The following is a 23,444-nucleotide window of genomic DNA, read 5'->3' as shown; positions in this document are numbered from 1 at the left end:
CGGCGCCGCCTCCGGGGCGTTCCGGCGGCCGTGGTGCCGGCCGCGGTGGGGTTACGCCACGACCCGGCCGGTCACCTCGCCGAAGCCGACCACGGCGCCGTCGCGGCCCGGGGCGGTGGCGGTGATGACGACCTCGTCGCCGTCCTCCAGGAAGGTCCGGACGGTGCCGTCCGGGAGCTTCAGCGGCTCCTCGCCGTTCCAGGTCAGCTCGATCAGGGCGCCCCGGGTCCGCGGCTCGGGGCCGCTGACGGTGCCCGAGGCGAAGAAGTCCCCGGTGCGCAGCGAGGCGCCGTTGGCCGTCAGATGGGCGAGCTGCTGCGCGGCGGTCCAGTACATCGAGGCGAACGGCGGGTGGGAGACCGGGTGCCCGTTCAGCCGGACCTCCATCGCGAGGTCCAGGCCCCACGGCTCGCCGCCGCGGTCGTCCAGGTAGGGCAGCGGCTCGACGTCCCGGGCGGGCGGGGCGACCCGGGCGTGCTCCAGGGCGTCCAGCGGCACGATCCACGGCGAGACCGAGGTGCCGAAGGACTTGCCGAGGAACGGGCCGAGCGGCACGTACTCCCAGGCCTGGATGTCGCGCGCGGACCAGTCGTTGACCAGGCAGACGCCGAACACGTGCTCGCGGAAGGCGTCCAGCGGGACGGGCGTGCCGAGCGCGGACGGCGTGCCGACCACGAAGCCGACCTCCGCCTCGATGTCCAGCCGGCGGGTCGGTCCGAAGGACGGCGCCGGGTCGGCCGGGGCCTTGCGCTGCCCGTGCGGGCGGACCACCTCCGTCCCCGAGACCACCACCGTGCCGGCCCGGCCGTGGTAACCGATCGGCAGGTGCTTCCAGTTGGGGGTGAGCGGCTCCGAGCCGGGGCGGAAGATCCGGCCCAGGTTGGTGGCGTGGTGCTCGGAGGCGTAGAAGTCGACGTAGTCGGCGACCTCGAACGGCAGGTGCAGCTCCACCTCGGCCAGGGGCAGCAGCAGCGGCGAGAGCGCCGCCCGGTGGGACTCGTCGGTGAGCCAGCGGGTCAGCGCCGCGCGCACCTCGGTCCAGACCGGACGCCCCGCGCCCAGCAGCGGATTGAGGCTCTCGGCGTCCAGCAGGACGGACGGCTCCCGGGCCGCGCGGGCGGCGGCCCCGGCGTCGAGGACGAACTCCCCGACGCGTACGCCGATCCGCCGCCGGCCCGGCCGGTCGGCGGCGGTGAAGACGCCGTACGGCAGGTTGTGCACGCCGAACGGCGAGTCCTGGGCGCTGGCGAGCCAGCTGCGGGGGGTGCTCAACGGTCCTCCTGGGGCATGGGACTGGGCGACAGCAGGCCGAGCCCGGCCAGGTCGTCCAGGGGTTCGGCGACGCTGCAGGTGCCGAACGCGGTGAACGAGTTCCTGATCACCGTAACCTGACGGTCGGTCAGTTCGCCGACCGCCTTGGCCAGCACGGCGCCGGAGCGCTCGGCCAGCACCTCGGCGGCGGCCGACCGGTCGGTCTCCTGTGCGGCCAGCAGGACGTTCAGGAAGCCGTGGTGCTCGAAGCCGGTGACCGGATCGGTGTGCCGGACGGCGTGGTGCAGCCCGGCGGTGCACTTGTACGGCAGGCCGCGCTGCGCGCAGCCGGTGAGGAAGCGGGCCAGCTCCTCCTCGTCGGGGAAGGCGCCGGCCACCACCCCGCCGGTGCGGAACTTCGCCCGGTACGGGCTGTCGACCAGGACGTCCAGGGCGTCGCCCAGCGCGTCGCCGCGCAGCAGTTCGCGCGGCAGCTCCACGGCGGCCGGGACGTCCGGCGGCAGCAGCAGGTCCAGCGCGGCGACCGCCTCGCCGGCGTCCCGGGTGGCCAGCTCGACGCCGGCCACCTCGAACGGCGCGGCGGCCTCCAGGGCCGGGCCGAGCTCCGCACTGCCCCCCGGCAGTACGAGCCCGACCCGCAGCGGCCCGGTGTGCCGGGCCGGGTCCGCGGCGGCCGCCAGCTCGCCGAGCCGGCCCGCCCCGCAGAGCAGCGGGCCGACCGCGGCGGCGTACCAGGCGCTGCGGTGCGCCCGGTGGGCCGGCACCGCGTCGGCGAGCGGCAGGTTCCCGGGCGGGAACACGGCCGCGTCGTCGAAGAGGTCCCGGAACAGCTCGGGGATCGCGCTCATCGCGCGGGCCCCCGACCGGCCCAGGTCCACGCGTAGTTGCCGTCCTCGGAGGCCCGGCCGCCCTCACCCAGCTCCAGTGGCCGGAAGGTGTCCACCATCACCGCGAGCTCGTCGAAGAACTCCGCGCCGATGCTGCGCTCGTACGCCCCCGGCTGCGGGCCGTGGGTGTGGCCGCCGGGGTGCAGCGAGATCGAGCCCTGGGCGATGCCCGAGCCCTTGCGGGCCGCGTAGTCGCCGCCGCAGTAGAACATCACCTCGTCGCTGTCCACGTTGGAGTGGTAGTAGGGGACGGGGATCGAGAGCGGGTGGTAGTCCACCTTGCGGGGCACGAAGTTGCAGATCACGAAGCCGTTGCCCTCGAACACCTGGTGCGCGGGCGGCGGCTGGTGGATCCGGCCCGTGATCGGCTCGTAGTCCCGCACGTTGAGGACGTACGGGTACAGGCAGCCGTCCCAGCCGACCACGTCGAACGGGTGGTGCGGCACGGTGTACCGGGTGCCCGCGACGCCGTTCGGGCCGCGGTGCTTGACCAGCACGTCGACGTCCGTGCCCTCGACGAGCAGCGGGCCGGCCGGACCGCGCAGGTCCCGCTCGCAGTACGGCGCGTGCTCCAGCAGCTGGCCGTACTTGGAGAGGTAGCGCTTCACCGGGGAGATGTGGCTGTTCGCCTCGATGCAGTAGGCGCGCAGCGGCTCGTCGCCGGCCGGCACCCAGCGGTGCGTGGTCGCCCGGGGGATGACCACGTAGTCGCCCTGGCCGACCTCCAGCGTGCCGAAGACCGTCTCGACCGTGCCGCCGCCGGACTCCACGTACACGCACTCGTCGCCGAGCGCGTTGCGGTACAGCTCGCTCGGGGCCCCGGCGGCGACGTACGAGATCCGCACGTCGCCGTTGCCGAGGACGAGCCGGCGGCCGCCCACCACGTCGGCGGACTTCCACTCCTGGCCCGCGAACAGCTCGTGCAGCTTGAGGTGCCGGGGGAGCAGGGGGTGGTTGGGCACCGTCGACTGGTCCGGCAGCTCCCACGGCACGGCGTCCACGACGGCCGAGGGGATGCCCCGGTGGTAGAGCAGCGAGGAGTCCGAGGAGAACCCCTCCTCGCCCATCAACTCCTCGTAGTACAGCCCGCCTTCGGGGGTGCGGTGCTGGGTGTGCCGCTTGGGCGGGATGCTGCCCAGCTGCCGGTAGTACGCCATCGTCCTGCTCCTCCTGGCCCGTTCGCCGACTGGCCCGTTCGCCGTTCTCGCTCCGATCGGGGGTGCTGATCAGAGGTTGCCGCGGCGGTCCTGCTCGCGCTCCAGGGATTCGAAGAGCGCCTTGAAGTTGCCCTTCCCGAAGCCGAGCGAGCCATGCCGCTCGATGAACTCGAAGAACACGGTCGGGCGGTCGCCCTGCGGCTTGGTGAAGATCTGCAGCAGGTAGCCGTCCTCGTCGCGGTCGACCAGGATGCCGCGCTTCTTCAGCTCCTCGACCTCGACCCGGACCTTGCCGATCCGGGCGCGCAGCTCCGGGTCGTCGTAGTACGAGTCGGGGGTGGAGAGGAACTCCACGCCGTTGGCGCGCAGGATGTCGACGGTGGAGAGGATGTCGTTGGTGGCGAGCGCCAGGTGCTGGCAGCCGGGGCCGCCGTAGAACTCCAGGTACTCGTCGATCTGCGACTTCTTCTTGGCGATGGCCGGCTCGTTGAGCGGGAACTTCACCCGGTGGTTGCCGCTGGCGACGACCTTGGACATCAGCGCGGAGTACTCGGTGGCGATGTCGTCGCCGACGAACTCGGCCATGTTCACGAAGCCCATGACGCGGTTGTAGAAGCCGACCCACTCGTCCATCCGGCCGAGCTCGACGTTGCCCACCGCGTGGTCCAGGGCCTGGAAGAGCCGCTTCGGGTGGCCGGCGGTGCGGGCCACCCTGGTCTCGGCGGCCACGAAGCCCGGCAGGTAGGGGCCGTGGTAGCGGGAGCGGTCGATCAGGGTGTGCCGGGTCTCGCCGTAGGTGGCGATGGCGGCGCGGCGCACGGTGCCGTTCTCGTCGGAGACGTCGTTCGGCTCCTCCAGCACGGTGGCGCCCTGGGCGCGGGCGTGCGCGATGCACTTGTCGACGTCCGGCACCTCCAGGGCCAGGTCGACGACGCCGTCGCCGTGCCGGCGGTGGTGGTCCAGCAGCGGGCTGTCCGGGGCGACACCGCCCTTGATCACGAAGCGGCAGGAGCCGGAGCGCAGCACGAAGGCCTTGCGGTCGCGGCGGCCGGTCTCCGGGCCGGAGTAGGCGACCAGCTCCATGCCGAAGACGGACTGGTAGAAGTGGGCCGTCTGGGTGGCGTTGCCCACCACGAACACGATGGCGTCCTGCGCGGTGACAGGGAACGGGTCCGTGGCGGGGTCGTGCTCGACGAGGCCGACGAGGCGGCGGAGCTGCTCGGCGTCGAGACCGGCCTCGCGTTCCTCGGGGGTCAGCTCAAGGGCGTGGGACTGCGGGGTCATCGGTCGTTCCTCCACATTGAGGCCTCGGCATTGAGGCATCCGCTTGAGGCGGCCGCACCGCTGGGTGGGTGGTGCGGCTGAGCGGAGAGCTTGCTCCTGTCGGGGTGGTTGGGCAACAGGTCGGGATTTCACTGTTCAATGTGTACAAGCTGGTCAGGAAATGGCCGGTCCGGCTGCACAAAATGCCTGGTCGTCCGGGATGGTTCGCGAGAGGTCTGTACGGCGGTCGATCGGGGCCGGTCGGGCCGGTCGGGGCTGTTCCGGGGGTTCGGTTCGGGTCGGTGGGGTTGCTCACGGGGTGGCCGGCGGGCCGGCCGGCAGGTACCGCAGGAACCAGTCGCGGGCCAGCTCGGCGACCCGGTCGAGCGTGCCCGGCTCCTCGAAGAGGTGGCCCGCTTGCGGCACCACCGCCAGTTCACTCTCGCAGCGCAGCCGCGCCCGCGCCTGCCGGTTCAGGTCGATCACCCGGCCGTCCAGGCCGCCCACCACCAGCAGGGTCGGCGCGGTGACCTCGGCCAGCCGGCCGGGACCGGTGAGGTCGGGCCGCCCGCCCCGGGACACCACGGCGCGGACCCCCTCGCCCAGCGCGGCGGCCGTCGTGAGCGCGGCGGCCGCGCCGGTGCTGGCCCCGAACAGCCCGAGCGGGAGAGCCCGCTCCCGGCCCTCCAGCAGCTCGGGCAGGAGCCCGGCCACGGCGGTCAGCCGGGCCCCGAGCAGCTCGACGTCGAACACCTTCCGCCGGTCCGGCTCCTCGTCCTCGGTGAGCAGGTCGAACAGCAGGGTGGCCAGGCCGGCCCGGTTCAGGGCGGCGGCCACCCGGCGGTTGCGCGGGCTGTGCCGGCCGCTCCCGCTGCCGTGGGCGAACACCACCACGCCGGCCGCGTCCGCCGGGACGGTCAGCCGGCCGGCCAGCCGGACACCCGCGACCGGCAGGACCAGCTCACGGTCCACCCCGCTGCCGGGCGCCCCGGCGCCGTCCTGGGCGGGCGCGGCCCGCGCCTCGGCGAGGTGGCGCAGCACCTCCTCGTCACCGGTCTGCGAGAAGTCGCCGTAGAACTCGCCGATCGCGAAGAACGGCGACGGCGTGCCGACGCAGACCAGCTCGTCCGCGATCCCGGCCAGCCGGTCCGTCCAGTCGTCGGGCGCCACCGGAACGGCCAGCACCACCCGGGCCGCCCCCCGGGCCCGGACGATCACGCAGGCGGCCCGGGCCGTGGAGCCGGTGGCGATGCCGTCGTCCACCACGACCACGGTGCGGCCGCGCAGTTCCTCGGGCGGGCGCCCGCCCCGGTAGCGGCGGGCCCGCCGCTCCAGCTCCGCGCGCTCGCGCAGCTCGACGTCGGCGAGCTGCCCGGGCGTGACGCCGACCAGCCGGATCACCTCGTCGTTGAGCACCCGGACGCCGTCCTCGCCGATCGCGCCCATGCCCAGCTCGGGCTGGCGGGGCACCCCGAGCTTGCGGATCACGCAGATGTCCAGCGGGGCGCCGAGCGCGGCCGCGACCTCGGCGGCCACCGGGACCCCGCCGCGCGGGAGGGCGACGACGACGGTGCCGGGGCCGCGCAGGTGGCCGAGCAGTGCGGCCAGCCGGCGGCCCGCGTCGGTGCGGTCGGTGAAGTGGGTCCGGGTGCGGTGCATGACGCGGCCTCCGGTTCCACCGTACGTCGGCGGGTGGCGCCGGGGGCGGGCCGTTCCCGCCTCCGGTGGCCGGTGGGTGCCCCGCGCCGCACGCCGTCGCCCCGGCGGCCGGGATCCCCGGGGCGACCGGCACGAAGGACGGGACGCTCGGCAGGGATCCGGTGCACTACCTGCTCCCCTACCTGCGGGCCCGGAGCCGGGAGCGGTCATAGCGCCCGCGCGCCCTGAGCTGCCCGTTCCGCGCCCGGCCCTTCGCGGTCCCGCCCCTTCGCGGTCCTGCCCGCGCCCGGCCTGTCCCGGTCCTGCCCCGGCCCGTCCCGGTGCCGCCCCGGCCCGTCCCGTGTGCCGACCGGGCCGGGACGGGCAGGGCGGCTCAGGCGCCCGGGGCGTCGGGCGGGCCATCGTCGAGATCGGAGAACCCGGGAGGCCGGAGCAGTCGCAGCAGGAGCGGGAGGTGGATCGCGATGGGCGGCACCACCGTATTCGACCGTCGGATCCAGGCCGGACCGGCCGGCATCCCGCTGGCGGTGCGCCGGGGCGACGGTTCCTGGGCCGAACTCGCCGAGCGGACGGCCGCGTTCGGGGCCGATCGGTTCCTGCTCGTGACCGACGGCGCGGCACCCGCCGACCACCTCGCCAGGGTCCGCGCCATGGCCGCCGCGCAGGGGCCGTGCACCGTCATCGACCTGCGGTCCGCGCCGCTGCCGGACCGGCCTGCCCCGGACGAGGGCACCGGTGGCCGCACCGTCGTGATCGCCCTCGGCGGTGAGCGGGCCTGCGCCGTCGCGGCCGACCTACGGCTGCCGACCACCCTGGCGGCTGCCGTCGGGCCCGCGCTCGCGCTGCGGTGCCCGCCTCCCGAGGCCCGCGAGCTGCCCGACCGGACGGCGCCCGGCCTGGTCTGGGTCCGCGGCGATGTGCTGGCCGACCGGCCCGCCGCGGAGACCAGGGCGGGCGTGATCGGCGTGATCCGGCACGTGCTCGCCGTCTGCCCGGCGCAGTACGAGGCGCTCGCCGAGGCCCTCGGCCCCGAGGCGAGCTACTCCGAGCGCACCGTCGCCGGCTTCCTCGCCGTCTGCGCGGACGCCCGGGCCGCCCTGGTCTGCTTCGACCCGTTCGAGACCGGCCCGGCCCTCGCCCTGGGCTACGGGCGGCGCCTCGGCACACTGGTTCGCCGCCTGGCCGGCCACCCCTTCGCGCCCGGCGACGCCGAGGCCCTGGGACTCCTGCTCGCCGCCCGCCTCGCGGTCCGGCTCGGCCTGCTGGACGCCGCCGGAGCCTGGGCTCACCGCGAACTGGTCGCCCGCAACGGCTCGGTGACCGGCCTGCCCGGCGGTACCGACGTGGCGGCCCTCGCCGACGCGCTCGGCGCGGCCCTCGCTCCCGGGCCCGGCCTGCTGCTGCTCGCCGGTCTCGGGCGGCCGTCCTGCGTGGACGGCCGGCTGCTCACGCCGGTGGAGGCCGCGCCGGTGCGGGCGGCGGTGGAGGGGCTCGGTCCGGTCGGGGTGCCGTCCGGTCGGGTCGCGGAGCTCCTGCCGGTCACCGGCTGAGCGCGGGGTCCCGGTGCGCCGCACCTCCGGACCGGGCGGGGCCCGGGCAGCGGGCGGGAGCAGGACGGGACACGGTCACCGTGCGACCGGGACGACGGGCGGCACACCGTGGAACGGCAGGGCGGACCGGACCGGGCCGCCGCCGACCAGAAGGAGTCACCGCCATGACGGGCACCGTCATCACCGACCTCCGCCGACGCGGCGCCGTCGACCCCAGCCGCGTGCTGACCGGGCCGCTGCGCGCGGTCGGACTGCGGTGGCTCGACCCGGGCCGCACGACCGAGGTCATCGCGGAGGGCGTCGAGCACGCCCTCTACGTCACCGCCGGTTCGGGGACGGCCACCGGCCCGGCCGACGACGCCGAGGAGGCGCCCGACGCCGGGTTCCCGCTGGTCGAGGGCACCGCGCTGACCTTGCCGCTGGGCGGGCGGACGGTGCTCACCGCCGGCACGGCGGGGCTGGAGTTCTTCCAGGCCGTCCTGGCCGTCGCCGGCCGCCCGGCCGGGCCCGAGGCCCCCGGGCCGTCCGGCGGACGGCGGCGCGCCGACGGCCACGCCGGGGACCGCCGCGCAGCTGACGGTCCGGGAACAGCCCGTCCGGACCGGCCCCCGCGCCCCCGGCGGTCCGCCGATCCGGAGCACCCCGAGCAGCCACAGCACCCCGAGCAGCCACAGCACCCCGAACAGGCACAGCACCCCGAGCACCCCGAACATCCCGAGCGCCCCGAACGTCCCGAGCGCCCCGAACGTCCGAAGGGAGGCGAGTCACGGTGATCGTCACCACCGCCGCAGGCTCCGCCGCCGTCATCCTGGGTCCGAACGGCGAACGGATCCGCCTCCGCTGCCTGGCCCGCCGCTCCATGCTCGCCAGTGCCTGCGAGTCCTTCGACCACCTGCGGCTGAGCCCCGGCGCCCACCACACGCTGCCGGGGCAGGCCGGGACCGAGGTCGCCCTCCATGTGCTGCGCGGCTCCCTCCTCGTGGGGCAGTCGCCCGGCGAACCGAACCACCTGGCGGTCGACGGCGACCTCCTGCTGGCCCGCCGGGGCACCCCGCTCCAGCTGGAGGCCGGACCACTGGGTGCCGAACTGCTCTGCCTCACCCTGGCCGCGGCCCCCCGCGCCACCGCCCGCCCGGCCCCGGCCCGGCGGCGCACCGAGTGGCGTACCCGCCCCTGACCCGCCCCGAACCCGCCGGCCCTCCCGGCCCGGGTGCTCCGCTCCGGAGCGCCCGGGCCGGACGGCTGTCCCGGCCCCACGCCCGCAGGTGCACCCCCGGCCCGCGCCGGGGCCGCCCCACGTGCGCGGGGCCGTACCGCGTCCGGTCCTGCGTGGGCCGCCGCCCCGTTCGCCGCCCTGTCCGCCGTCCCGTCCGAAGTCCCGGAGTGGGACCGGAACGGGACGGCGGGCCCATGCGCCCGGGGCGGCGGCCCGCGCAGGGTGGAGGAAGAACGGCCGACCGGCCCGAACCGGTCGGAAGTCGAAGGATCTGGAGCATTTCCCATGGCAACGAACACGGCAACGAAGACGTTCTGCGTCGCGTCCGTACTCGTCGGCCTGGCCGCGGCAGCCGTCGTGTGTCGGAACGTCGTCGACGGCGCGGCAACCACCCCCGCCCCTTCGCCCAAGCGCGGTGGGACCACGAACAGGTGCAAGCCCGGGGAGAAGGACTGCAAGGGCTGAGGCGGCGTCCGTCCCCGTCCCCCTGAACCCGTCGCCGCCCCCGGTGCAGCCCGCACCGGGGGCGGCGGCCGTTCCTCATGCCGTGCCCGCGCCGCCCTTGGACGGGAAGCGGGGGAGCACGGCCCGCACCCGGGTTCCGTGTTTCCGGGGCAGCGGGGCGACCGTGCAGCTGCCGCCGATCTCGGCGGCCCGGTCGGCCATCGACCGGACCCCGACCCCGCTCCCCTCGCCGTCCGCGGGCTCGGGCCCGGCGTCGCCGTCCGCCTCCCGCCGGTAGCCGACCCCGTCGTCCTGCACGGTCAGCGTCAGCGTCTCGTCGTCCACCCGGACCACCACCTCGGCGCGTTCGGCGCGGGCGTGCCGCAGGACGTTGTTCAGCGCCTCGGCGGTGATCCGGTAGACGGCCACCTCGACGGCGGCCGGCAGGGGCGGCAGGGGGTCGGGGGTCACGGTGGCGTCGACGGCGAGTCCGGCGCCGCTGAAGGTGAGCGCGAGGTGCTGGACGGCCCGGGCCAGCCCGAACTCGCCCAGCGGGGCGGGCCCGAGGCGGTCGGTGATCCGCCGGACCTCCTTGATCGCCAGCGCGAGGTCGCCCGAGATTCCGGTCAGCGTCCGCGCCATCTCCCCGCCGGTGTCCCCGGCCCGAGCCTCCTCCCCGGAGGCCCCGGAGGCCCCGGCGGCCCCGGAGACCCCGGTGGCCCCGGAGGCCCCGGCGGCCCCGGCGGCCGCCGCCGAGGCGACGTTGTCCACCCGCAGGCGGAGCCCGGCCAGCACGGGGCCGAGCCCGTCGTGGATGTCCCGGCGCAGCCAGCGCCGCTCCTCCTCCCGCGCCGCGACGATCTGCGCCCGGCTCGCCTGGAGGTCCTCCTGCAACCGCAGCGAGGCGACGGCGGGCGAGACCTGGTCGGCGAGCGAGCGCAGGATGTCGATGTCGCCGGCCTCCAGCCGCTCCTCGCCCTCGCGCAGCCCGACCGTCAACTCCCCGATCGTCGTGCCGTGGTGGACCAGGGCGAAGGCCTGGTCCGGTCCGTCCGTCCGGCCCACGGCGGCCAGCGGGCGGCGGCCGGCCCGGGTGGTGACGCTCAGCGCGACCCCGGGCAGCCGCAGCTCCTCCGCGACGGTCCCGCACAGGACGGCCGGCAGCCGCTCGGGGTCCACCACCTGCCGGACGCGTCCGGCCAGGGTGCGCAGGACCTGGTAGGGCTGGGCGCGGTCGCCGTAGTAGAGCCGGTCGATCACCCCGACCGCCCATCGGGCGGCCCGGGGCAGGGCGGCGCCGAGCCCGAACACCAGGGCGATCAGCGTCAGCCCGGCCGCACCCCGGCCCGGGACCAGCCAGCCGGAGAGCACGGCGGCCACCACCACGAACAGCGTGGTCAGCCCGGTGGCCAGGAGCAGTCCGGTCAGTACCGACCGGGCCGCCCGGTCGAGCCGCCAGCCGCCGTCGCGGATCACCAGGTGGGCGACGGCGACCGCCCAGACCGCGCCGGCGGCCGTGAACAGCCCGTAGCTGAGCCAGTAGTCGTTCTGGAAGCTGCGGTTGTAGTAGTCCTCCAGCCCGGCCCAGAGCAGGTAGGCGCCCAGCATGCCCGCCACGTGCGCCCGGTGGGCCGGGTGCTGCGGCCGGGGCGCGCCGTCGCGGCCGCGCTCCGGACGGGGGGAGGGGCGGAGCAGCCGGACCAGCAGGACGGCGGCGGCGAAGCCGACGAACAGGAAGTTCGCCGGTTCGTAGAGGCTGTCCAGGTGGTCGGCGATCGAGTCGAAGAACCGGGCGGGCGCGCCGTCGGCGAGCGGGTTCGGCCGGCCGTACGAGGTCGCGTGGCCCAGGAACGACAGGCCGTCCGGGATCTCCCAGAGCGCGACGGCACCGATGTAGAGCCACCACCGGCGGTCGGTGAGCCGTCCGTACGGGAGCCAGAGCGGCAGGACGTAGAACAGGGTCTGGCTGATCGTGTTGCAGACCGACCGCAGCACCGCCATCGCCCCCGCGAGGCGCGGATCGGAGAGTTCCACCCAGACGGGCGCCCCGGCGGCGCTGGGCAGCATCGAGGTCAGGGCGTAGACCAGCATCACCCAGCCGAGCGGGCTGCCCGGGCGGTGGGCGTGCAGCAGCATCCCGGCACCGGCGGTGGGCAGTGCGTAGAGCAGGATGGCGAGTTGGTCCCGGGGGCGGTCGACCCCGGGCGTACCGAGGTGGACGAGCACGTAGCAGGTCCAGAGGGTGGCGACGGCCAGGCAGAGGGCCGTGCAGGCCGCTGCGGCGGCGAGCTGCCGTTGGGCGGGCGTCCGGCGGGCGGAGGGCCCGGTGGCAGTCCGCGGCCGGGTCGGGATCACCGTGATCATGGCACCGCCTCGCAACGGGCTCGGGAGAGGTCCGGCGGCAGCCGCGCACCGGGCACCATTTCAGTCTCGACCGCCCGCCGTCCCGGGCGCATGGGGCAGCGGTCTCGTCCGCGGCACGGTGGTCCGTCGCCGCACGGCGATCCGCGCATGTCACGGAAAGTCACTCCCTCATCGCTGGTAGTGTCGGCCAGGTGGACCAACAGCACCCCGTCGAACCGCCCGCCCCGCAGCCGGACGATCGGCCCCGGGCCGCGCCGCCGGGCGCGGGCGACGGCTCCGGCGCACCGGGAGCGCCGTCCGGCCCGGGCGGCGGGCAGGTCCCGGAGGCCCCCGGGCCTTCGGGCGAGGAGCGGGAGGACTCCTCCGTCCGGGTCCTGATCGTCGACGACCACCCGCTGTTCCGGGAGGGCCTGAGGGCGGCGCTGGAGAGCGCCGAGGGGATCGCCGTGGTGGCCGAGGCGGAGCGGGTCGGCGAGGTCGCGGCGGCCGTCGCCCGCAGCCGCCCGGACGTGGTCGTGATGGACCTCTCGCTGCCGGACGGCTCCGGGCTGGAGGCCGCGCGCCGGCTCGCCGAGCGGCAGCCGTCCCCGCCGGTGCTGATGCTGACCATGTCGGACGACGACGGCAGCCTGCTCGCCGCGCTCCAGGCGGGCGCGCGCGGCTACCTGGTCAAGGGGGCCGGCCGGGAGGAGGTGCTGCACGCGGTGCGGACGGTCGCGGCGGGCGGGGCGGTGTTCGGCGCGGACGTGGCCGGGCGGATCACGGCGCTGCTGGCGGGCGCCCGGCTGCGCGAGGCCGGGCAGCTGTTCCCCGCGCTCACCGCGCGCGAGGCGGAGGTGCTCGACCTGGTGGCGCGCGGGCTGGACAACCGGCGGATCGCCCGGGAGCTGGTGGTGGCGGAGAAGACGGTCCGCAACCACGTGACGCACATCTTCGAGAAGCTGCACGTCGCCACCCGGGCCGAGGCGGTGGCCCGGGCACGCGACATGGGCCTCGGCGACGGCTGAGGCGGCCGGCACCGGGGCGGGCGCGGGGGCGGGGCACGGAGCGGACCGCCGCCCCGCGCGCCCGGGACGCCAGGAAGCCGAGGATGCGGGGGAGGAGGCCCACATGAGCGAACCGGTTCCGGCCACCGGCGCCCGGCAGGCCGGTCCGACCCGGGCGTACTGGGTCTGCGCGGCGACGCTGCTCTCCGGCCTCGGCTGGGTGCTGCTGGCCCTCGTCCACCAGGACGCCCCGTGGACCGACGCGTTCCTGCTCCACGACGGCCAGACGGTGCTGCTCGGCTTCGGCTTCGCGCTCTCCGGGGTGCTCGTCCTGGCCCACCGGGCCGGACCGGACGCCTCCGCGCCGGGCGCCGTCGGCGGTCCCGGCCCCACCGACCCCGGCCGCACCGACCCCGGCCGGACCGCCCCGGCCGCCGCCGTTGCCCCCGGACTCGGCCTCGGAGTGGTCCTGCTGGCCGCCGGCTTCGGCGGCTGCCTCTCCCGCTTCGTGCTGTTCGCGGCCAGGACGGCCGGGGCCGGCCCGGTGGCGGAGGCCGTCGGGGCGGCCCTGCTGCTCGCCTCCGTCACCCTGTTCGTCTTCCTGGCCATCGCCCTGCCGCTCTGGCTCCCGGAGGGGCGGCTGCCCGGCGGCCCCGCGGGCCGGGCCTTCGTGGTCGTGGTGGCGCTCTGGAGCGCCTGCCACGCCTGCGTGGTCCGGCTCGGGGCGCCGCTGCCCTACTTCGGCGACGTCCTCGTGCCGCAGGGCGAGGGGCTGCCGCTGGACGAATGGCGGGTCACGCCGGTCTCCTGGGCGCTCGTCGCGGTCAGCCTGACGGTGGCCGCGGTGCGCTGGCGCCGCTCGGACCGGCCGCACCGGGCGGTCGCGGCGGTGCTCGTCCCCTACCTGATCTGGCTGGTCACCACCAACATCGCGCTCAGGCTGGGGGGCTCCGAGAGCATCGCGGCGGTCGCCTACTTCACCGGCTCGGCGCTGTGGATGCTCGGCGCGGTCGGGTACGGCTTCACCCGGGACCGCTCGCGCTACCTGGACCGGGCGACCCGGCGGATGCTCAGCGTCCTCGCCCTGACCGCCGTGCTGATCTCCGGCTACCTCGGCATCGCGCTGCTGCTGCGCCGCGCGCTGCCGCAGGCCAGTACCGCCGGCGCCCAGCTCCTCGCGGCCGGGGCGCTCGCCATCGGGGGGTTGATCGGCCCGACCACCCGCTGGGTGGTCCGCGCCGTCGACCGGTTCTACTACGGCGAGCGGGCCCGCCCGTACCAGGTGGTGCGCGCGCTCGCCGAGCGGCTCAGCCGGGCCGTCAGCCCCGCCGACGCGCCGCCGCTGCTCTGCGAGACCGTGGTCGGCGCCCTCGGCCTGCCCGGGGCCCGGGTGGTCCTGCACACCAGCAGCGGTCCGCACGAACTCGCCTCGGTGGGCACCGTCGGTCCCGACAGCCAGGTGTTCCCGCTCAGTTACGAGGGCATGGTGATCGGCGACCTCTGCGCGCCGCCGCGCGCCGGGCAGCCCGTGCTGGACGCCCAGGACCACGAGGTGCTGCGGTTCCTCGCCGACCAGGCCGCGCCCGCCATCGCCTCGCTGCGGATGTACGAGGAGGTCCAGTCCGGCCGGCGGCAGATCGTGCTGGCCCGGGAGGAGGAGCGGCGCCGGCTGCGGCACGACCTGCACGACGGGCTCGGGCCGACCCTGTCCGGACTGCGGCTCGGCATCGACACCGCGCGGGCCGCCGTCCCCGAGGACTCCCCGGCCGCCCGCTCGCTGCGCGCGGTGTCGGCCGGGATCGGCCAGGCGATCGTCGAACTACGCCGGATCACCGAGGGGTTGGCGCCCGCCGCGCTGGCCGGCCAGGGCCTGGCGGAGGCGCTGCGGCGGCTGGTCGCCGGACTGGACGGGGAGCGGGTCCGGCTCAGCCTGGAGCTCGACCCGGACCCGCCGCCGGCGCTGCCGGCCGCCGTCGAGGTGGCGGTGCTGCGGATCGGCGGCGAGGCGCTGAACAACGTGCTGCGCCACGCGGGCGCCACCGAGGCCCGGTTGACGCTGCGGGTCCGCCCGCACGAGGTGGTGGTCGAGGCCCGGGACGACGGCCGGGGCTTCCCGGCGGCCCCCGCGGACGGCGGCGAACCCGGCGCCGCCGAGCAGGACGCCGCCGGCCGCCCCGGTGTCCACCGGGCCGGCTCCGGGCTCGGGCTGCGCTCGATGGCCGAGCGCGCCGAGGAGTTGGGCGGCGCCTTCACGGCCGTGAACCACCCCGGCGGCGCCCTCGTCCGGGCGGTGCTGCCCCGGATGCCGGTCGTGTCCGAAACGACGGCCCCGACCACGGACGGAGCCGACCGCCCGCGGCGGGCCCCTTGACGGAAGCCGGGGTTGGCCCAATCATCATGGTCGCGTCAACTTCGCGGCTGTGCCCCCGCTGTCACCGCTCCCCGACCGGGCTGTCCCGGCCGGTAGCCCCGTTCCCGGCCGGACCCCAACCCGGCCGCCCCTACGACCCGATGGCCCTCCGCGAGGCTGTGCGCTTCCGTTCTGCCCCATCAGAATCTGGAGCCTCCATTGACCGAGCGCGCCTCGCGGCGATCCCGCCTGCGCCGATCCGCCCTGTCGACCGGGGCGGTCGTCACACTCGCCGCCGCCCTGTTCGCCCCCGCCGCCGTCGCGGCCCCCGCCACCCCGGTGGCACCCGAGGCCCCCCGGGCCGTCGCCGCCGCCCCCGACATCCCGGTCGCCAACGTCAAGGCGCACCTGGCCCAGCTGCAGTCGATAGCCACCGCCAACGGCGGCAACCGTGCCCACGGCCGTACCGGCTACAAGGCGTCGATCGACTACGTGAAGGGCAAGTTGGACGCGGCGGGCTTCACCACCGCGCTGAAGACCTTCACCTACAACGGCTCGACCGGCTACAACCTCATCGCCGACTGGCCGGGCGGCGACACCTCGCACGTCGTGATGGCCGGCGCCCACCTGGACTCCGTCACCGGCGGTCCGGGCATCAACGACAACGGCTCCGGCTCGGCCGGCATCCTGGAGACCGCGCTGGCCGTCTCCCGGGCCGGCCTCCAGCCCACCAAGCACCTGCGGTTCGGCTGGTGGGGCGCCGAGGAGTACGGCATGGTCGGCTCCAAGAACTACGTCAACAGCCTTCCCGCCGCCGAGCGTTCGAAGATCGACACGTATCTGAACTTCGACATGATCGGCTCGCCGAACCCGGGCTACTTCACCTACCGCTACGACTCCGCGCTGGACGCGCTGTTCCGCGACTACTTCGCGGGCATCGGGATCAGCACCGAGCAGGACTTCGAGGGCGACGGCCGCTCCGACCACGCCCCGTTCCAGGACGCGGGCATCCGGGTCGGCGGCCTGTTCAGCGGCGCCGACTACACCAAGACCGCCGCCCAGGCGGCCAAGTGGGGCGGGACGGCCGGCCAGGCCTTCGACCGCTGCTACCACTCCTCCTGCGACACCAGCGCCAACATCAACGACACCGCGCTGGACCGGATGACCGACGCCATCGCGTACGCCGTCTGGGCGCTCTCGGCCGGCACCACCACGCCGCCCACCGGCACCGTCTTCGAGACCACCACCGACGTCCAGATCCCGGACTACGGCGCCGCGGTGACCTCCGACCTCGCCGTCACCGGCCGGACCGGCAACGCGCCCGCCGCGCTCCAGGTCGCGGTGGACATCAAGCACACCTACCGCGGTGACCTGGTGGTCGACCTGGTCGCGCCGAACGGCACGACGTTCCGGCTGAAGAACTCCAGCGGCAACGACTCCGCGGCCAACGTCCAGGCCACCTACACCGTCGACGCCTCCGCGGTGCCGGCCAACGGCACCTGGAAGCTCAAGGTGCAGGACATCGCGCGCCAGGACACCGGCTACGTCGACAGCTGGAAGCTCACCTTCTGACGAAGGCGCGCGAGGACGTGGGCGCGCGAGGACGTAGGCGCGCGAAAGGGGGGGTGCCGGCCGCCGCCGGCACCCCCGTGCGGCGCAGGTTACGGCTGCATCTCGTACGCGCCGGACAGCGCCTCGACCATGGACCACACCTTGGCGGCCCGCTCGCCGTCCGCGACCGGGCGGCGGACGTTGGCCAGCGCCCACGCCGCCTGCGCCTCGGTGGTCGAGGCCTTCCCGTGCAGCTCGGTGGCGTGCTTCGAGAAGTCCCGCACCAGCGCGTCGAAGACCTGGTCCAGCAGCCCGGCGTCCAGCCCGGTCAGCTCGGCCTGCTCCAGCACCAGCTGGCCGTAGACGATCAGTGCGAAGAGCTGGCCGATCTCCAGCAGGAAGTCCAGGTCGGCCTGCTGCGCCTCGCTCGGCGCGTCGGTCAGCAGCAGGTCGCAGAACCCGTCGGCCTGCTCGCGGAAGCGGGCCACGTTCGGCAGGTGCGCGAAGGCGTCGTAGGCCTTGCGCCAGTCGTGGAAGCGGATCGCGCCGAGGCCGCGGGCCGGGCCCTGGCGGAACAGGAACTCGTCGTCGGCCGCGTCCAGCCGGGTGGGCACCGGCGCGTAGTCGGCCGGGTTGAAGAGGTAGTTGCCCATGAACTTGAGGATCAGCGCCAGGTTGACGTGGACGGTGCCCTCCAGCTTCGGCAGGCCGCGGATGTCCTTCGCGGCCTTGTCGAAGTAGGTGTCCGCCTCGAAGCCCTTGGCCGCGATGACGTCCCACATCAGGTCGATGACCTTCTCGCCCTCGGTGGTGACCTTCATCTTGGTCATCGGGTTGAAGAGCAGGTAGCGGCGGTCCTCGGGCGAGGCGGTGCGGAAGTAGTCCACCGCACGGTCGGAGAACAGCTTCATCGCCACCAGGCGGGCGTACGCGTCGGTCAGCTCGCGCCGCACGTGCGGGAAGTCGGTGACCTTCTTCCCGTACAGCACCCGGTTCTGGGCGTGCGTGACGGCCTCGTACATCGCGTGCTCGCAGATGCCGACCGAGGCCGTGCAGAGGTTGAACTTGCCGACGTTGACGGTGTTCAGCGCGGCGTCGAAGGCGGCCTTGCCGGTGTGCAGCACGTCCTCGGCGCGCACCGGGTAGTCCTCCAGCCGGAACTCGCTGACGTACATCTGCGCGTTCACGACGTTCTTGACCAGGTGGTACGCCTCGTGGCGGCTGTCGGCGGCGAAGAAGACGTAGCCCTCCGGGCCGTCGACGTCCGAGCGGCGGCCGAAGACCGAGACCAGGCCGGCGACGTTGCCGTTGCCGATGTAGTACTTGGACCCGGTGGCGGTGAAGCCGCCCTCGCCGTCCGGGGTGAGGATCATGTCGGTGGAGTAGATGTCGGCGCCGTGGCTGCGCTCGGAGAGCCCGAACGCCATCACGTGACCCTCCGCCAGGAGCTGGGCGGCGCGGGCCCGGACGGCCTCGTTCCCGCTCTGCCAGACCGGCCCCAGGCCGAGCACGGTGACCTGCCAGGTGTACCAGTAGCCCAGCCCGTAGAAGCCGAGGATCTCGTTCAGCTCGGCGATCCGGGCGGTGTCCCAGCGCTTCTCCGGGTCGGCCGAGGAGGGCGTCAGGAACTCGGCGAACAGGCCCTCCTTCGCCGCGAATTCGAGGAAGTCGGCGTACCAGCTGCGGTCGATGTAGGTGTCGATCAGCGCCTTCTTGCCGCGGGACTCGAACCAGTCCACGGTCGCGCGCAGCAGTCGGCGGGTCGGCTCGTCGAACTGCGCGGGGTCGTACGTACGCGGGTTGAAGAGCATCACGGGCTCCCGGGGGTCGAGGGTGGTGATCGGATGGGGCGTGGAGTTCTCGTCCGTCGGCGGAGCCGGGGGGTTCAGGCCCCGGTCCGGTCGGCGGCGAGGCGGTGCAGGGTGGCGAGCACGTCGTCCAGCCAGGCGAGGGTCATCCGCTCGTACTCGATCCCGCCGCGCAGCACCACGTGCTGCAGCTGCTGCCGGGCGTCGAGGGCGGCCGGGTCGGGGAAGTCCCGCTGCTCGCCGTGCAGGTAGCGGGCGAGCAGGGCGGCATGGCTCTCGCGGTGCCGCTCGACCTCGGAGAGCAGGGCGGCCGGGTCGTCGAAGGCGGCCGCGCGGATCTTGACCGCCAGCTCGTGCCGGACGGTCTCCGGCTCGACCGGTTCGCGCAGCCAGCCGGCCAGCGCCGCCCGGCCGGGACCGGCCGCGGAGTAGACCTTCTTGTCCGGCCGGCCGTCCTGGGCGACCTCCTCGGCGGAGATCCAGCCGTCCGCCTCCATCCGCCGCAGCACCCGGTAGATCTGCTGGTGGGTGGCGGTCCAGAAACGTCCGATGGAGCGGTCGAACCGCCGGGCCAGCTCGTAGCCGGAGCCGGGCTGCTCCAGCAGCGAGACGAGGATCGCGTGCTCCAGTGCCATGGCGGCATCCTGCTATGCAACGAGTTGCATAGGCAAGGGCGCTCCGGCCGGGTGAGACGCAGCTCACCGCGGTGCGCGCCGGGTGTGGGCGGGGAGGTTAGCTTCTCGGGCGAAATGGTGCAAAGCGGTAGATCGGCGCCAGAATGGTACTGGGCTTGCGCCCTCCGTGTACCGGACCTAGGAGGTGGTATCGGTGTCTACCCAGATTCCGATGGGCATGGAGCACCATCCGGACATCGTCGAACTGCGTGAACACTACGAGCGGGTCACCCTGACTCCGCGCGCCCAGGCCGTCGAGGCCCTGGCTGTCCTCGCAGGTCTGTTCCTGGCGGCCTCGCCATGGATCGTCGGCTTCACCGCCTTCAGCACGCTGACCGTCACCTGCCTGATCGTGGGTCTCGCCTACTGCGTGCTGATGGCCGGGTACGGCTCAGCGTACGAGCGCACCCACGCACGGGCCTGGGCGGCGACCCTGCTCGGTGCCTGGACGATCATCTCGCCCTGGGTGGTGTCCGGAGCGGTCGACCGCGGGAAGAACATCGTGACCTGCATGATCGCGGGTGCCGTGATGTTCCTGCTGGGTCTCGCGGCGATCTCGATGGCCACCATCACGTCGAACGGTGCGTCGATGCGACGTGGCCGGGCCGGCCGGGCCGGCCGGGCCGGGGGCTGACGCCACCCGGTAGTCCGGAGCCGGGGTGCGGGCGGTGAGGCCGCCGCCCGCACCCCGGCGCACGCCGTTCGGCCGCTACGGCCGGGGGCCGGCCAGGGACGGGCGCCCCCGCCGCGTGGTCACGGGCGGGTCATCCGCAGCACGTCGAGGGCCTCGTCCAGCTGCTCGCGGGTGAGCTTGCCCTGCTCCAGGTAGCCGCGCTCCAGCACCACCTGTCGGATCGTCTTGCGCTCGGCCAGCGCCTGCTTGGCGACCTTGGCGGCCTCCTCGTAGCCGAGGTAGCGGTTGAGCGGGGTGACCACCGAGGGCGAGGACTCGGCGTACTCGCGGGCCCGTTCGACGTTGGCGGTGATGCCGTCCACCGTGCGGTCGGCGAGCAGCCGGGCGCTGTTGGCGAGCAGCCGGACCGACTCCAGCACGTTGCGGGCGATCACCGGGAGCATCACGTTGAGCTCGAAGTTGCCGCTCGCGCCGGCCACCGTGACGGTGGTGTCGTTGCCGATCACCTGGGCCGAGACCATCAGCACCACCTCCGGCAGCACCGGGTTCACCTTGCCCGGCATGATCGACGAACCGGGCTGGAGGTCCGGCAGGTTGATCTCCCCGAGGCCGGTGCGCGGGCCCGAGCCCATCCACCGCAGATCATTGGCGATCTTGGTGAAGCCGACCGCGACGGTGCGGAGCTGACCGCTCAGCTCGACCAGGCCGTCCCGCGCGCCCTGCGCCTCGAAGTGGTCCCGCGCCTCGGTCAGCGGCAGGTCGGTGGCCCGGGCGACCTCCTCGATCACGGCGGCGGCGAAACCGGGCGGGGTGTTGATGCCGGTGCCCACCGCCGTCCCGCCGAGGGGCAGTTCGGCGACCCGGGGGAGCGTCGCCAGCAGCCGCTCCCGCCCGTGCCGGACCTGCGCCGCGTACCCGGCGAACTCCTGGCCGAGGGTCACCGGGGTGGCGTCCATCAGGTGCGTCCGGCCGGACTTCACCACCTCGGAGAACGCCGCGGCCCGCCGCTCCAGGGCCTCCGCCAGGTGCTCCAGGGCCGGGATCAGGTCGTGGGTGACGGCCGCGGTGGCCGCGATGTGGATCGAGGACGGGAACACGTCGTTGGAGGACTGGCTGGCGTTGACGTGGTCGTTCGGGTGGACGGGGCGGCCGAGCCGCTCGCCGGCCAGGGTGGCGATCACCTCGTTGGCGTTCATGTTGGAGGAGGTGCCCGAGCCGGTCTGGAAGACGTCCACCGGGAACTCGTCGTCCCAGCGCCCCTGGGCGACCTCCTCGGCGGCGGCCGCCACGGCCTGCGCCGTCTCCTCGTCCAGCACCCCGAGCCGGGCGTTCACCCGGGCCGCGGCGGCCTTGATCCGGGCCAGCGCGGCGATGTGGGCCCGCTCCAGCCGCTGGCCCGACACCGGGAAGTTCTCCACCGCCCGCTGGGTCTGCGCCTGCCACTTGGCGGCGGCCGGCACCCGGACCTCGCCCATCGAGTCGTGCTCGGTCCGGAACTCCTGCTGCTCACCCATGACGCGCTGCACCTCCTGGTCGGCCCCGGCCGGGTCTGCTCCCCGACCGGCTGCGGTCTGCGCAGACGACAGCCGCGCAGGGGCCCCCGGTATTTCCGCGCCAGGTGGGGGAACCGGCCGACCTTCACTCGAAGGAGTGAAGATCGCGACCGGCCGGCCCGAGCGCACCGGTCCGCTTCGTACGCTCGTGCACGCACCGGCTTCACACACCCGTGCAGGCACCGGGGGAGACGATCACCGAGCAGGGGGCGGACATGGCGGCAACACGGCGCGACCGGGACGGGCTGAGCAGGCGGGAGCTGCTCGGCGCCTCGGCGGCCCTCGGCACGGCCGGCTGGCTGCTGCGCGGCACGATCGGGCCGGACAGCGCGCGGGCCGCCGTCCCGGTGCCGCCCGAACTGCCCGTCGGCACCGAGCTGTACCAGCGCGTCTACCAGAACTGGTCCGGCGAGGTCCGCACCGACCAGCTCTGGACCTGTGCCCCGCGGACCCCCGAGGAGGTCCCGCCGCTCGCCGACTGGGCACGCGCCCACGGCTGGCGGCTGCGCGCCCAGGGCTACCGGCACACCTGGGCGCCGCTCACCGTCGCCGACGACACCCCCGGCTCCGCCCGCGTCCTGCTGCTGGACACCACCCGCCACCTCACCGCGCTCACCGCCGACTCGCCGACCACCGTCCGGGCGCAGACCGGCGCCACCATGGAGAGCCTGCTCGCCCACCTGGCCGGCCGCGGCCTCGGCGTCGCCAACTGCCCCGCGCCCGGCGAACTCACCGTCGGCGGCGTGCTCGCCATCGGCGGTCACGGCACCGCCGTCCCGGCCGCCGGCGAGCTCCGCCCGGACGGCCACGGCTACGGCTCGGTCAGCAACCAGGTCGTCCGGCTCACCGCCGTCGTCCACGACCCGGCCACCGACCGCTACGCGCTGCGCACCTTCGAGCGCTCCGAGGCCGACAGCGCCGCGTTCCTGGTCCACCTGGGCCGGGCCTTCGTCACCGAGGTGGTGCTCCGGGCCGGCCCGGACGTGCCGCTGCGCTGCGTCAGCCGGCTGGACATCCCGGCGACCGAGCTGTTCGCCCGCCCGGGCACCCCGGGCGGCATCTTCGGCCGCCCGCGCACCCTCGCCGACTTCGTCGACCGCGCGGGGCGCGCCGAGGTGATCTGGTTCGCCTGCACCGAGTTCCCCTGGCTGAAGACCTGGAGCGTCGCGCCGCAGCGCCCGCTCGGCTCCCGCACCGTCGACGAGCCCTACAACTACCCGTTCTCCGACAGCATCCCGGAGCCGGTCGCCCGCCTCGCCGGCCAACTCGTCGCCGGAGCCTGGGGGTCGGCCCCGCTCTTCGGCCAGCTCCAGTACCTGGTCGCCAAGGTGGCCCTCACCGGGGACCTCACCGACGTGCTGCTCTCCGGCGGGGTGCTCCGCGAGCTGCTCTCCGGCGAACTCCTCACCCACCTGCTCGCCGGCGGCCTGCGCTCCGACCTCTGGGGCCCCTCCCGCACCCTGCTGCAGTACGTCCGCCCGACCACCCTGCGGGTCACCGCCAACGGCTACGCCGTGCTCGCCCGGCGGGCCGACCTCCAGTGGGTGGTGTCCGAGTTCGCCGCCTACTACCGGCAGTTGCTCGCCGAGTACCAGGCGCGCGGGGAGTTCCCGGTCAACGGCGCGGTGGAGATCCGGGTCACCGGCCTGGACGACCCGGCCGCCAGCGGCGTCCCCGGCGCCCGGCCGCCGCTGCTCTCCGCCCTGCGCCCGCGCCCCGACCGCCCCGACTGGGACACCGCCGTCTGGCTGGACGTCCTCAGCCTCCCCGGCACCCCCGGCCTGCACCGCTTCGCCCGCGACCTCGAACGGTTCCTGCTCCGGACCTTCGACGGCACCCGGGCCGGTCTGCGGGTCGAGTGGTCCAAGGGCTGGGCGTACACCGAGGACGCCGCCTGGGCCGACCCGGACGTGCTCGGCCGGGTCGTCCCGGCCAGCCTGCGCGACGGCGGCGGCCCCGGCTGGGACGAGGCGGTCGCCGTACTGGACCGCCACGACCCGCACCGGGTCTTCGGGAACGCCTTCCTGGACACCCTGCTGACGGTCTGACGCCCGGGCCCCGGTCCTCCGCCGACCG

General features: G+C 74.9%; 17 protein-coding genes. 8 read left to right on the top strand and 9 right to left on the bottom strand.

The window, feature by feature from the left end; translation table 11 throughout:
- Positions 1 to 51 precede the first annotated feature (51 nt).
- From fahA to ABT263_RS04275, 5 genes are all read right to left on the bottom strand, one after another.
- Entirely contained in the window at positions 52 to 1,272 is a 1,221-nt protein-coding gene (fahA, locus tag ABT263_RS04295; protein ID WP_352287344.1) for a fumarylacetoacetase, read from the bottom strand.
- Positions 1,269 to 2,120, bottom strand: coding sequence for a hypothetical protein (locus ABT263_RS04290; protein ID WP_352287341.1), 852 nt, complete (start codon positions 2,118 to 2,120; stop codon positions 1,269 to 1,271). Before ABT263_RS04290 ends, fahA begins: the two co-directional genes overlap by 4 nt.
- Positions 2,117 to 3,316, bottom strand: a complete 1,200-nt coding sequence (locus ABT263_RS04285) for a homogentisate 1,2-dioxygenase (protein WP_352287338.1) — start codon at positions 3,314 to 3,316, stop codon at positions 2,117 to 2,119. Before ABT263_RS04285 ends, ABT263_RS04290 begins: the two co-directional genes overlap by 4 nt.
- A gap of 69 nt (positions 3,317 to 3,385) precedes the next feature.
- Positions 3,386 to 4,600 carry a 4-hydroxyphenylpyruvate dioxygenase gene (gene hppD, locus ABT263_RS04280; protein WP_329490446.1) on the bottom strand — a complete coding sequence of 405 codons (1,215 nt, stop codon included), beginning with the start codon at positions 4,598 to 4,600 and terminating at the stop codon, positions 3,386 to 3,388.
- Between the two features lie 291 nt (positions 4,601 to 4,891).
- A complete protein-coding gene (locus tag ABT263_RS04275; protein ID WP_352287335.1) occupies positions 4,892 to 6,238 on the bottom strand; it encodes a phosphoribosyltransferase family protein in 1,347 nt (448 codons plus the stop codon).
- A 464-nt stretch (positions 6,239 to 6,702) separates the two neighbouring features.
- Here ABT263_RS04275 and ABT263_RS04270 point away from each other — a divergent pair, with 464 nt between their 5' ends.
- From ABT263_RS04270 to ABT263_RS04260, 3 genes are all read left to right on the top strand, one after another.
- Positions 6,703 to 7,788 (top strand): dehydroquinate synthase/iron-containing alcohol dehydrogenase family protein, encoded by a 1,086-nt coding sequence (locus tag ABT263_RS04270; protein WP_352287332.1) that lies wholly within the window; start codon positions 6,703 to 6,705, stop codon positions 7,786 to 7,788.
- Positions 7,789 to 7,952: 164 nt separating this feature from the next.
- Complete coding sequence (locus tag ABT263_RS04265; RefSeq protein ID WP_352287329.1) at positions 7,953 to 8,561, top strand: hypothetical protein; 609 nt, start codon at positions 7,953 to 7,955, stop codon at positions 8,559 to 8,561.
- Positions 8,558 to 8,965, top strand: a complete 408-nt coding sequence (locus ABT263_RS04260) for a pirin family protein (RefSeq protein WP_352287327.1) — start codon at positions 8,558 to 8,560, stop codon at positions 8,963 to 8,965. Before ABT263_RS04265 ends, ABT263_RS04260 begins: the two co-directional genes overlap by 4 nt.
- A 579-nt stretch (positions 8,966 to 9,544) precedes the next feature.
- On the opposite strand, the gene ABT263_RS04255 is transcribed toward ABT263_RS04260, so the two are convergent.
- Positions 9,545 to 11,812, bottom strand: a complete 2,268-nt coding sequence (locus tag ABT263_RS04255; protein WP_352287324.1) for a GAF domain-containing sensor histidine kinase — start codon at positions 11,810 to 11,812, stop codon at positions 9,545 to 9,547.
- 374 nt (positions 11,813 to 12,186) lie between these two features.
- Between ABT263_RS04255 and ABT263_RS04250 the strand changes: the two genes are divergently transcribed.
- From ABT263_RS04250 to ABT263_RS04240, 3 genes are all read left to right on the top strand, one after another.
- Positions 12,187 to 12,819: a response regulator gene (locus ABT263_RS04250; protein ID WP_329492323.1), complete on the top strand. Its 633-nt coding sequence runs from the start codon at positions 12,187 to 12,189 to the stop codon at positions 12,817 to 12,819.
- A gap of 103 nt (positions 12,820 to 12,922) precedes the next feature.
- Positions 12,923 to 15,169, top strand: coding sequence for a sensor histidine kinase (locus ABT263_RS04245; RefSeq protein WP_352287322.1), 2,247 nt, complete (start codon positions 12,923 to 12,925; stop codon positions 15,167 to 15,169).
- A gap of 243 nt (positions 15,170 to 15,412) precedes the next feature.
- On the top strand, positions 15,413 to 16,720 hold the full coding sequence (locus tag ABT263_RS04240) for a M28 family metallopeptidase (RefSeq protein WP_502885755.1): 1,308 nt from the start codon (positions 15,413 to 15,415) through the stop codon (positions 16,718 to 16,720).
- Between the two features lie 89 nt (positions 16,721 to 16,809).
- Here ABT263_RS04240 and ABT263_RS04235 read toward each other — a convergent pair whose 3' ends face one another.
- Together ABT263_RS04235 and ABT263_RS04230 are read right to left on the bottom strand one after the other, a co-directional pair.
- A complete protein-coding gene (locus ABT263_RS04235) occupies positions 16,810 to 18,510 on the bottom strand; it encodes an acyl-CoA dehydrogenase family protein (protein ID WP_352287320.1) in 1,701 nt (566 codons plus the stop codon).
- Positions 18,511 to 18,584: 74 nt separating this feature from the next.
- On the bottom strand, positions 18,585 to 19,142 hold the full coding sequence (locus ABT263_RS04230) for a PadR family transcriptional regulator (RefSeq protein ID WP_329490454.1): 558 nt from the start codon (positions 19,140 to 19,142) through the stop codon (positions 18,585 to 18,587).
- A 193-nt stretch (positions 19,143 to 19,335) separates the two neighbouring features.
- Here ABT263_RS04230 and ABT263_RS04225 point away from each other — a divergent pair, with 193 nt between their 5' ends.
- Positions 19,336 to 19,815: an SPW repeat protein gene (locus ABT263_RS04225; RefSeq protein ID WP_352287318.1), complete on the top strand. Its 480-nt coding sequence runs from the start codon at positions 19,336 to 19,338 to the stop codon at positions 19,813 to 19,815.
- 119 nt (positions 19,816 to 19,934) lie between these two features.
- Here the strand turns inward: ABT263_RS04225 and ABT263_RS04220 are convergent, their stop codons facing one another.
- Positions 19,935 to 21,329: a class II fumarate hydratase gene (locus ABT263_RS04220; RefSeq protein WP_329490456.1), complete on the bottom strand. Its 1,395-nt coding sequence runs from the start codon at positions 21,327 to 21,329 to the stop codon at positions 19,935 to 19,937.
- A 254-nt stretch (positions 21,330 to 21,583) separates the two neighbouring features.
- On the opposite strand from ABT263_RS04220, the gene ABT263_RS04215 reads away from it, so the two are divergent.
- Positions 21,584 to 23,416 carry a cholesterol oxidase substrate-binding domain-containing protein gene (locus ABT263_RS04215; protein ID WP_352287316.1) on the top strand — a complete coding sequence of 611 codons (1,833 nt, stop codon included), beginning with the start codon at positions 21,584 to 21,586 and terminating at the stop codon, positions 23,414 to 23,416.
- The last annotated feature ends 28 nt before the right edge of the window (positions 23,417 to 23,444 follow it).

Source organism: Kitasatospora sp. NPDC001603, from assembly GCF_040298365.1.
In the GTDB taxonomy this organism is placed as follows: domain Bacteria; phylum Actinomycetota; class Actinomycetes; order Streptomycetales; family Streptomycetaceae; genus Kitasatospora.
This window is presented reverse-complemented; position numbering and strand designations above follow the sequence as displayed.

Coding starts and splice junctions, on each gene's coding strand:
- ABT263_RS04290 (WP_352287341.1), bottom strand. CDS start 2,120: ATGAGCGCGATCCCCGAGCTGTTCCGGGACCTCTTCGACGACGCGGCC.
- ABT263_RS04245 (WP_352287322.1), top strand. CDS start 12,923: ATGAGCGAACCGGTTCCGGCCACCGGCGCCCGGCAGGCCGGTCCGACC.
- hppD (WP_329490446.1), bottom strand. CDS start 4,600: ATGACCCCGCAGTCCCACGCCCTTGAGCTGACCCCCGAGGAACGCGAG.
- ABT263_RS04235 (WP_352287320.1), bottom strand. CDS start 18,510: ATGCTCTTCAACCCGCGTACGTACGACCCCGCGCAGTTCGACGAGCCG.
- ABT263_RS04220 (WP_329490456.1), bottom strand. CDS start 21,329: ATGGGTGAGCAGCAGGAGTTCCGGACCGAGCACGACTCGATGGGCGAG.
- ABT263_RS04230 (WP_329490454.1), bottom strand. CDS start 19,142: ATGGCACTGGAGCACGCGATCCTCGTCTCGCTGCTGGAGCAGCCCGGC.
- ABT263_RS04270 (WP_352287332.1), top strand. CDS start 6,703: ATGGGCGGCACCACCGTATTCGACCGTCGGATCCAGGCCGGACCGGCC.
- ABT263_RS04275 (WP_352287335.1), bottom strand. CDS start 6,238: ATGCACCGCACCCGGACCCACTTCACCGACCGCACCGACGCGGGCCGC.
- ABT263_RS04215 (WP_352287316.1), top strand. CDS start 21,584: ATGGCGGCAACACGGCGCGACCGGGACGGGCTGAGCAGGCGGGAGCTG.
- ABT263_RS04285 (WP_352287338.1), bottom strand. CDS start 3,316: ATGGCGTACTACCGGCAGCTGGGCAGCATCCCGCCCAAGCGGCACACC.
- ABT263_RS04265 (WP_352287329.1), top strand. CDS start 7,953: ATGACGGGCACCGTCATCACCGACCTCCGCCGACGCGGCGCCGTCGAC.
- ABT263_RS04255 (WP_352287324.1), bottom strand. CDS start 11,812: ATGATCACGGTGATCCCGACCCGGCCGCGGACTGCCACCGGGCCCTCC.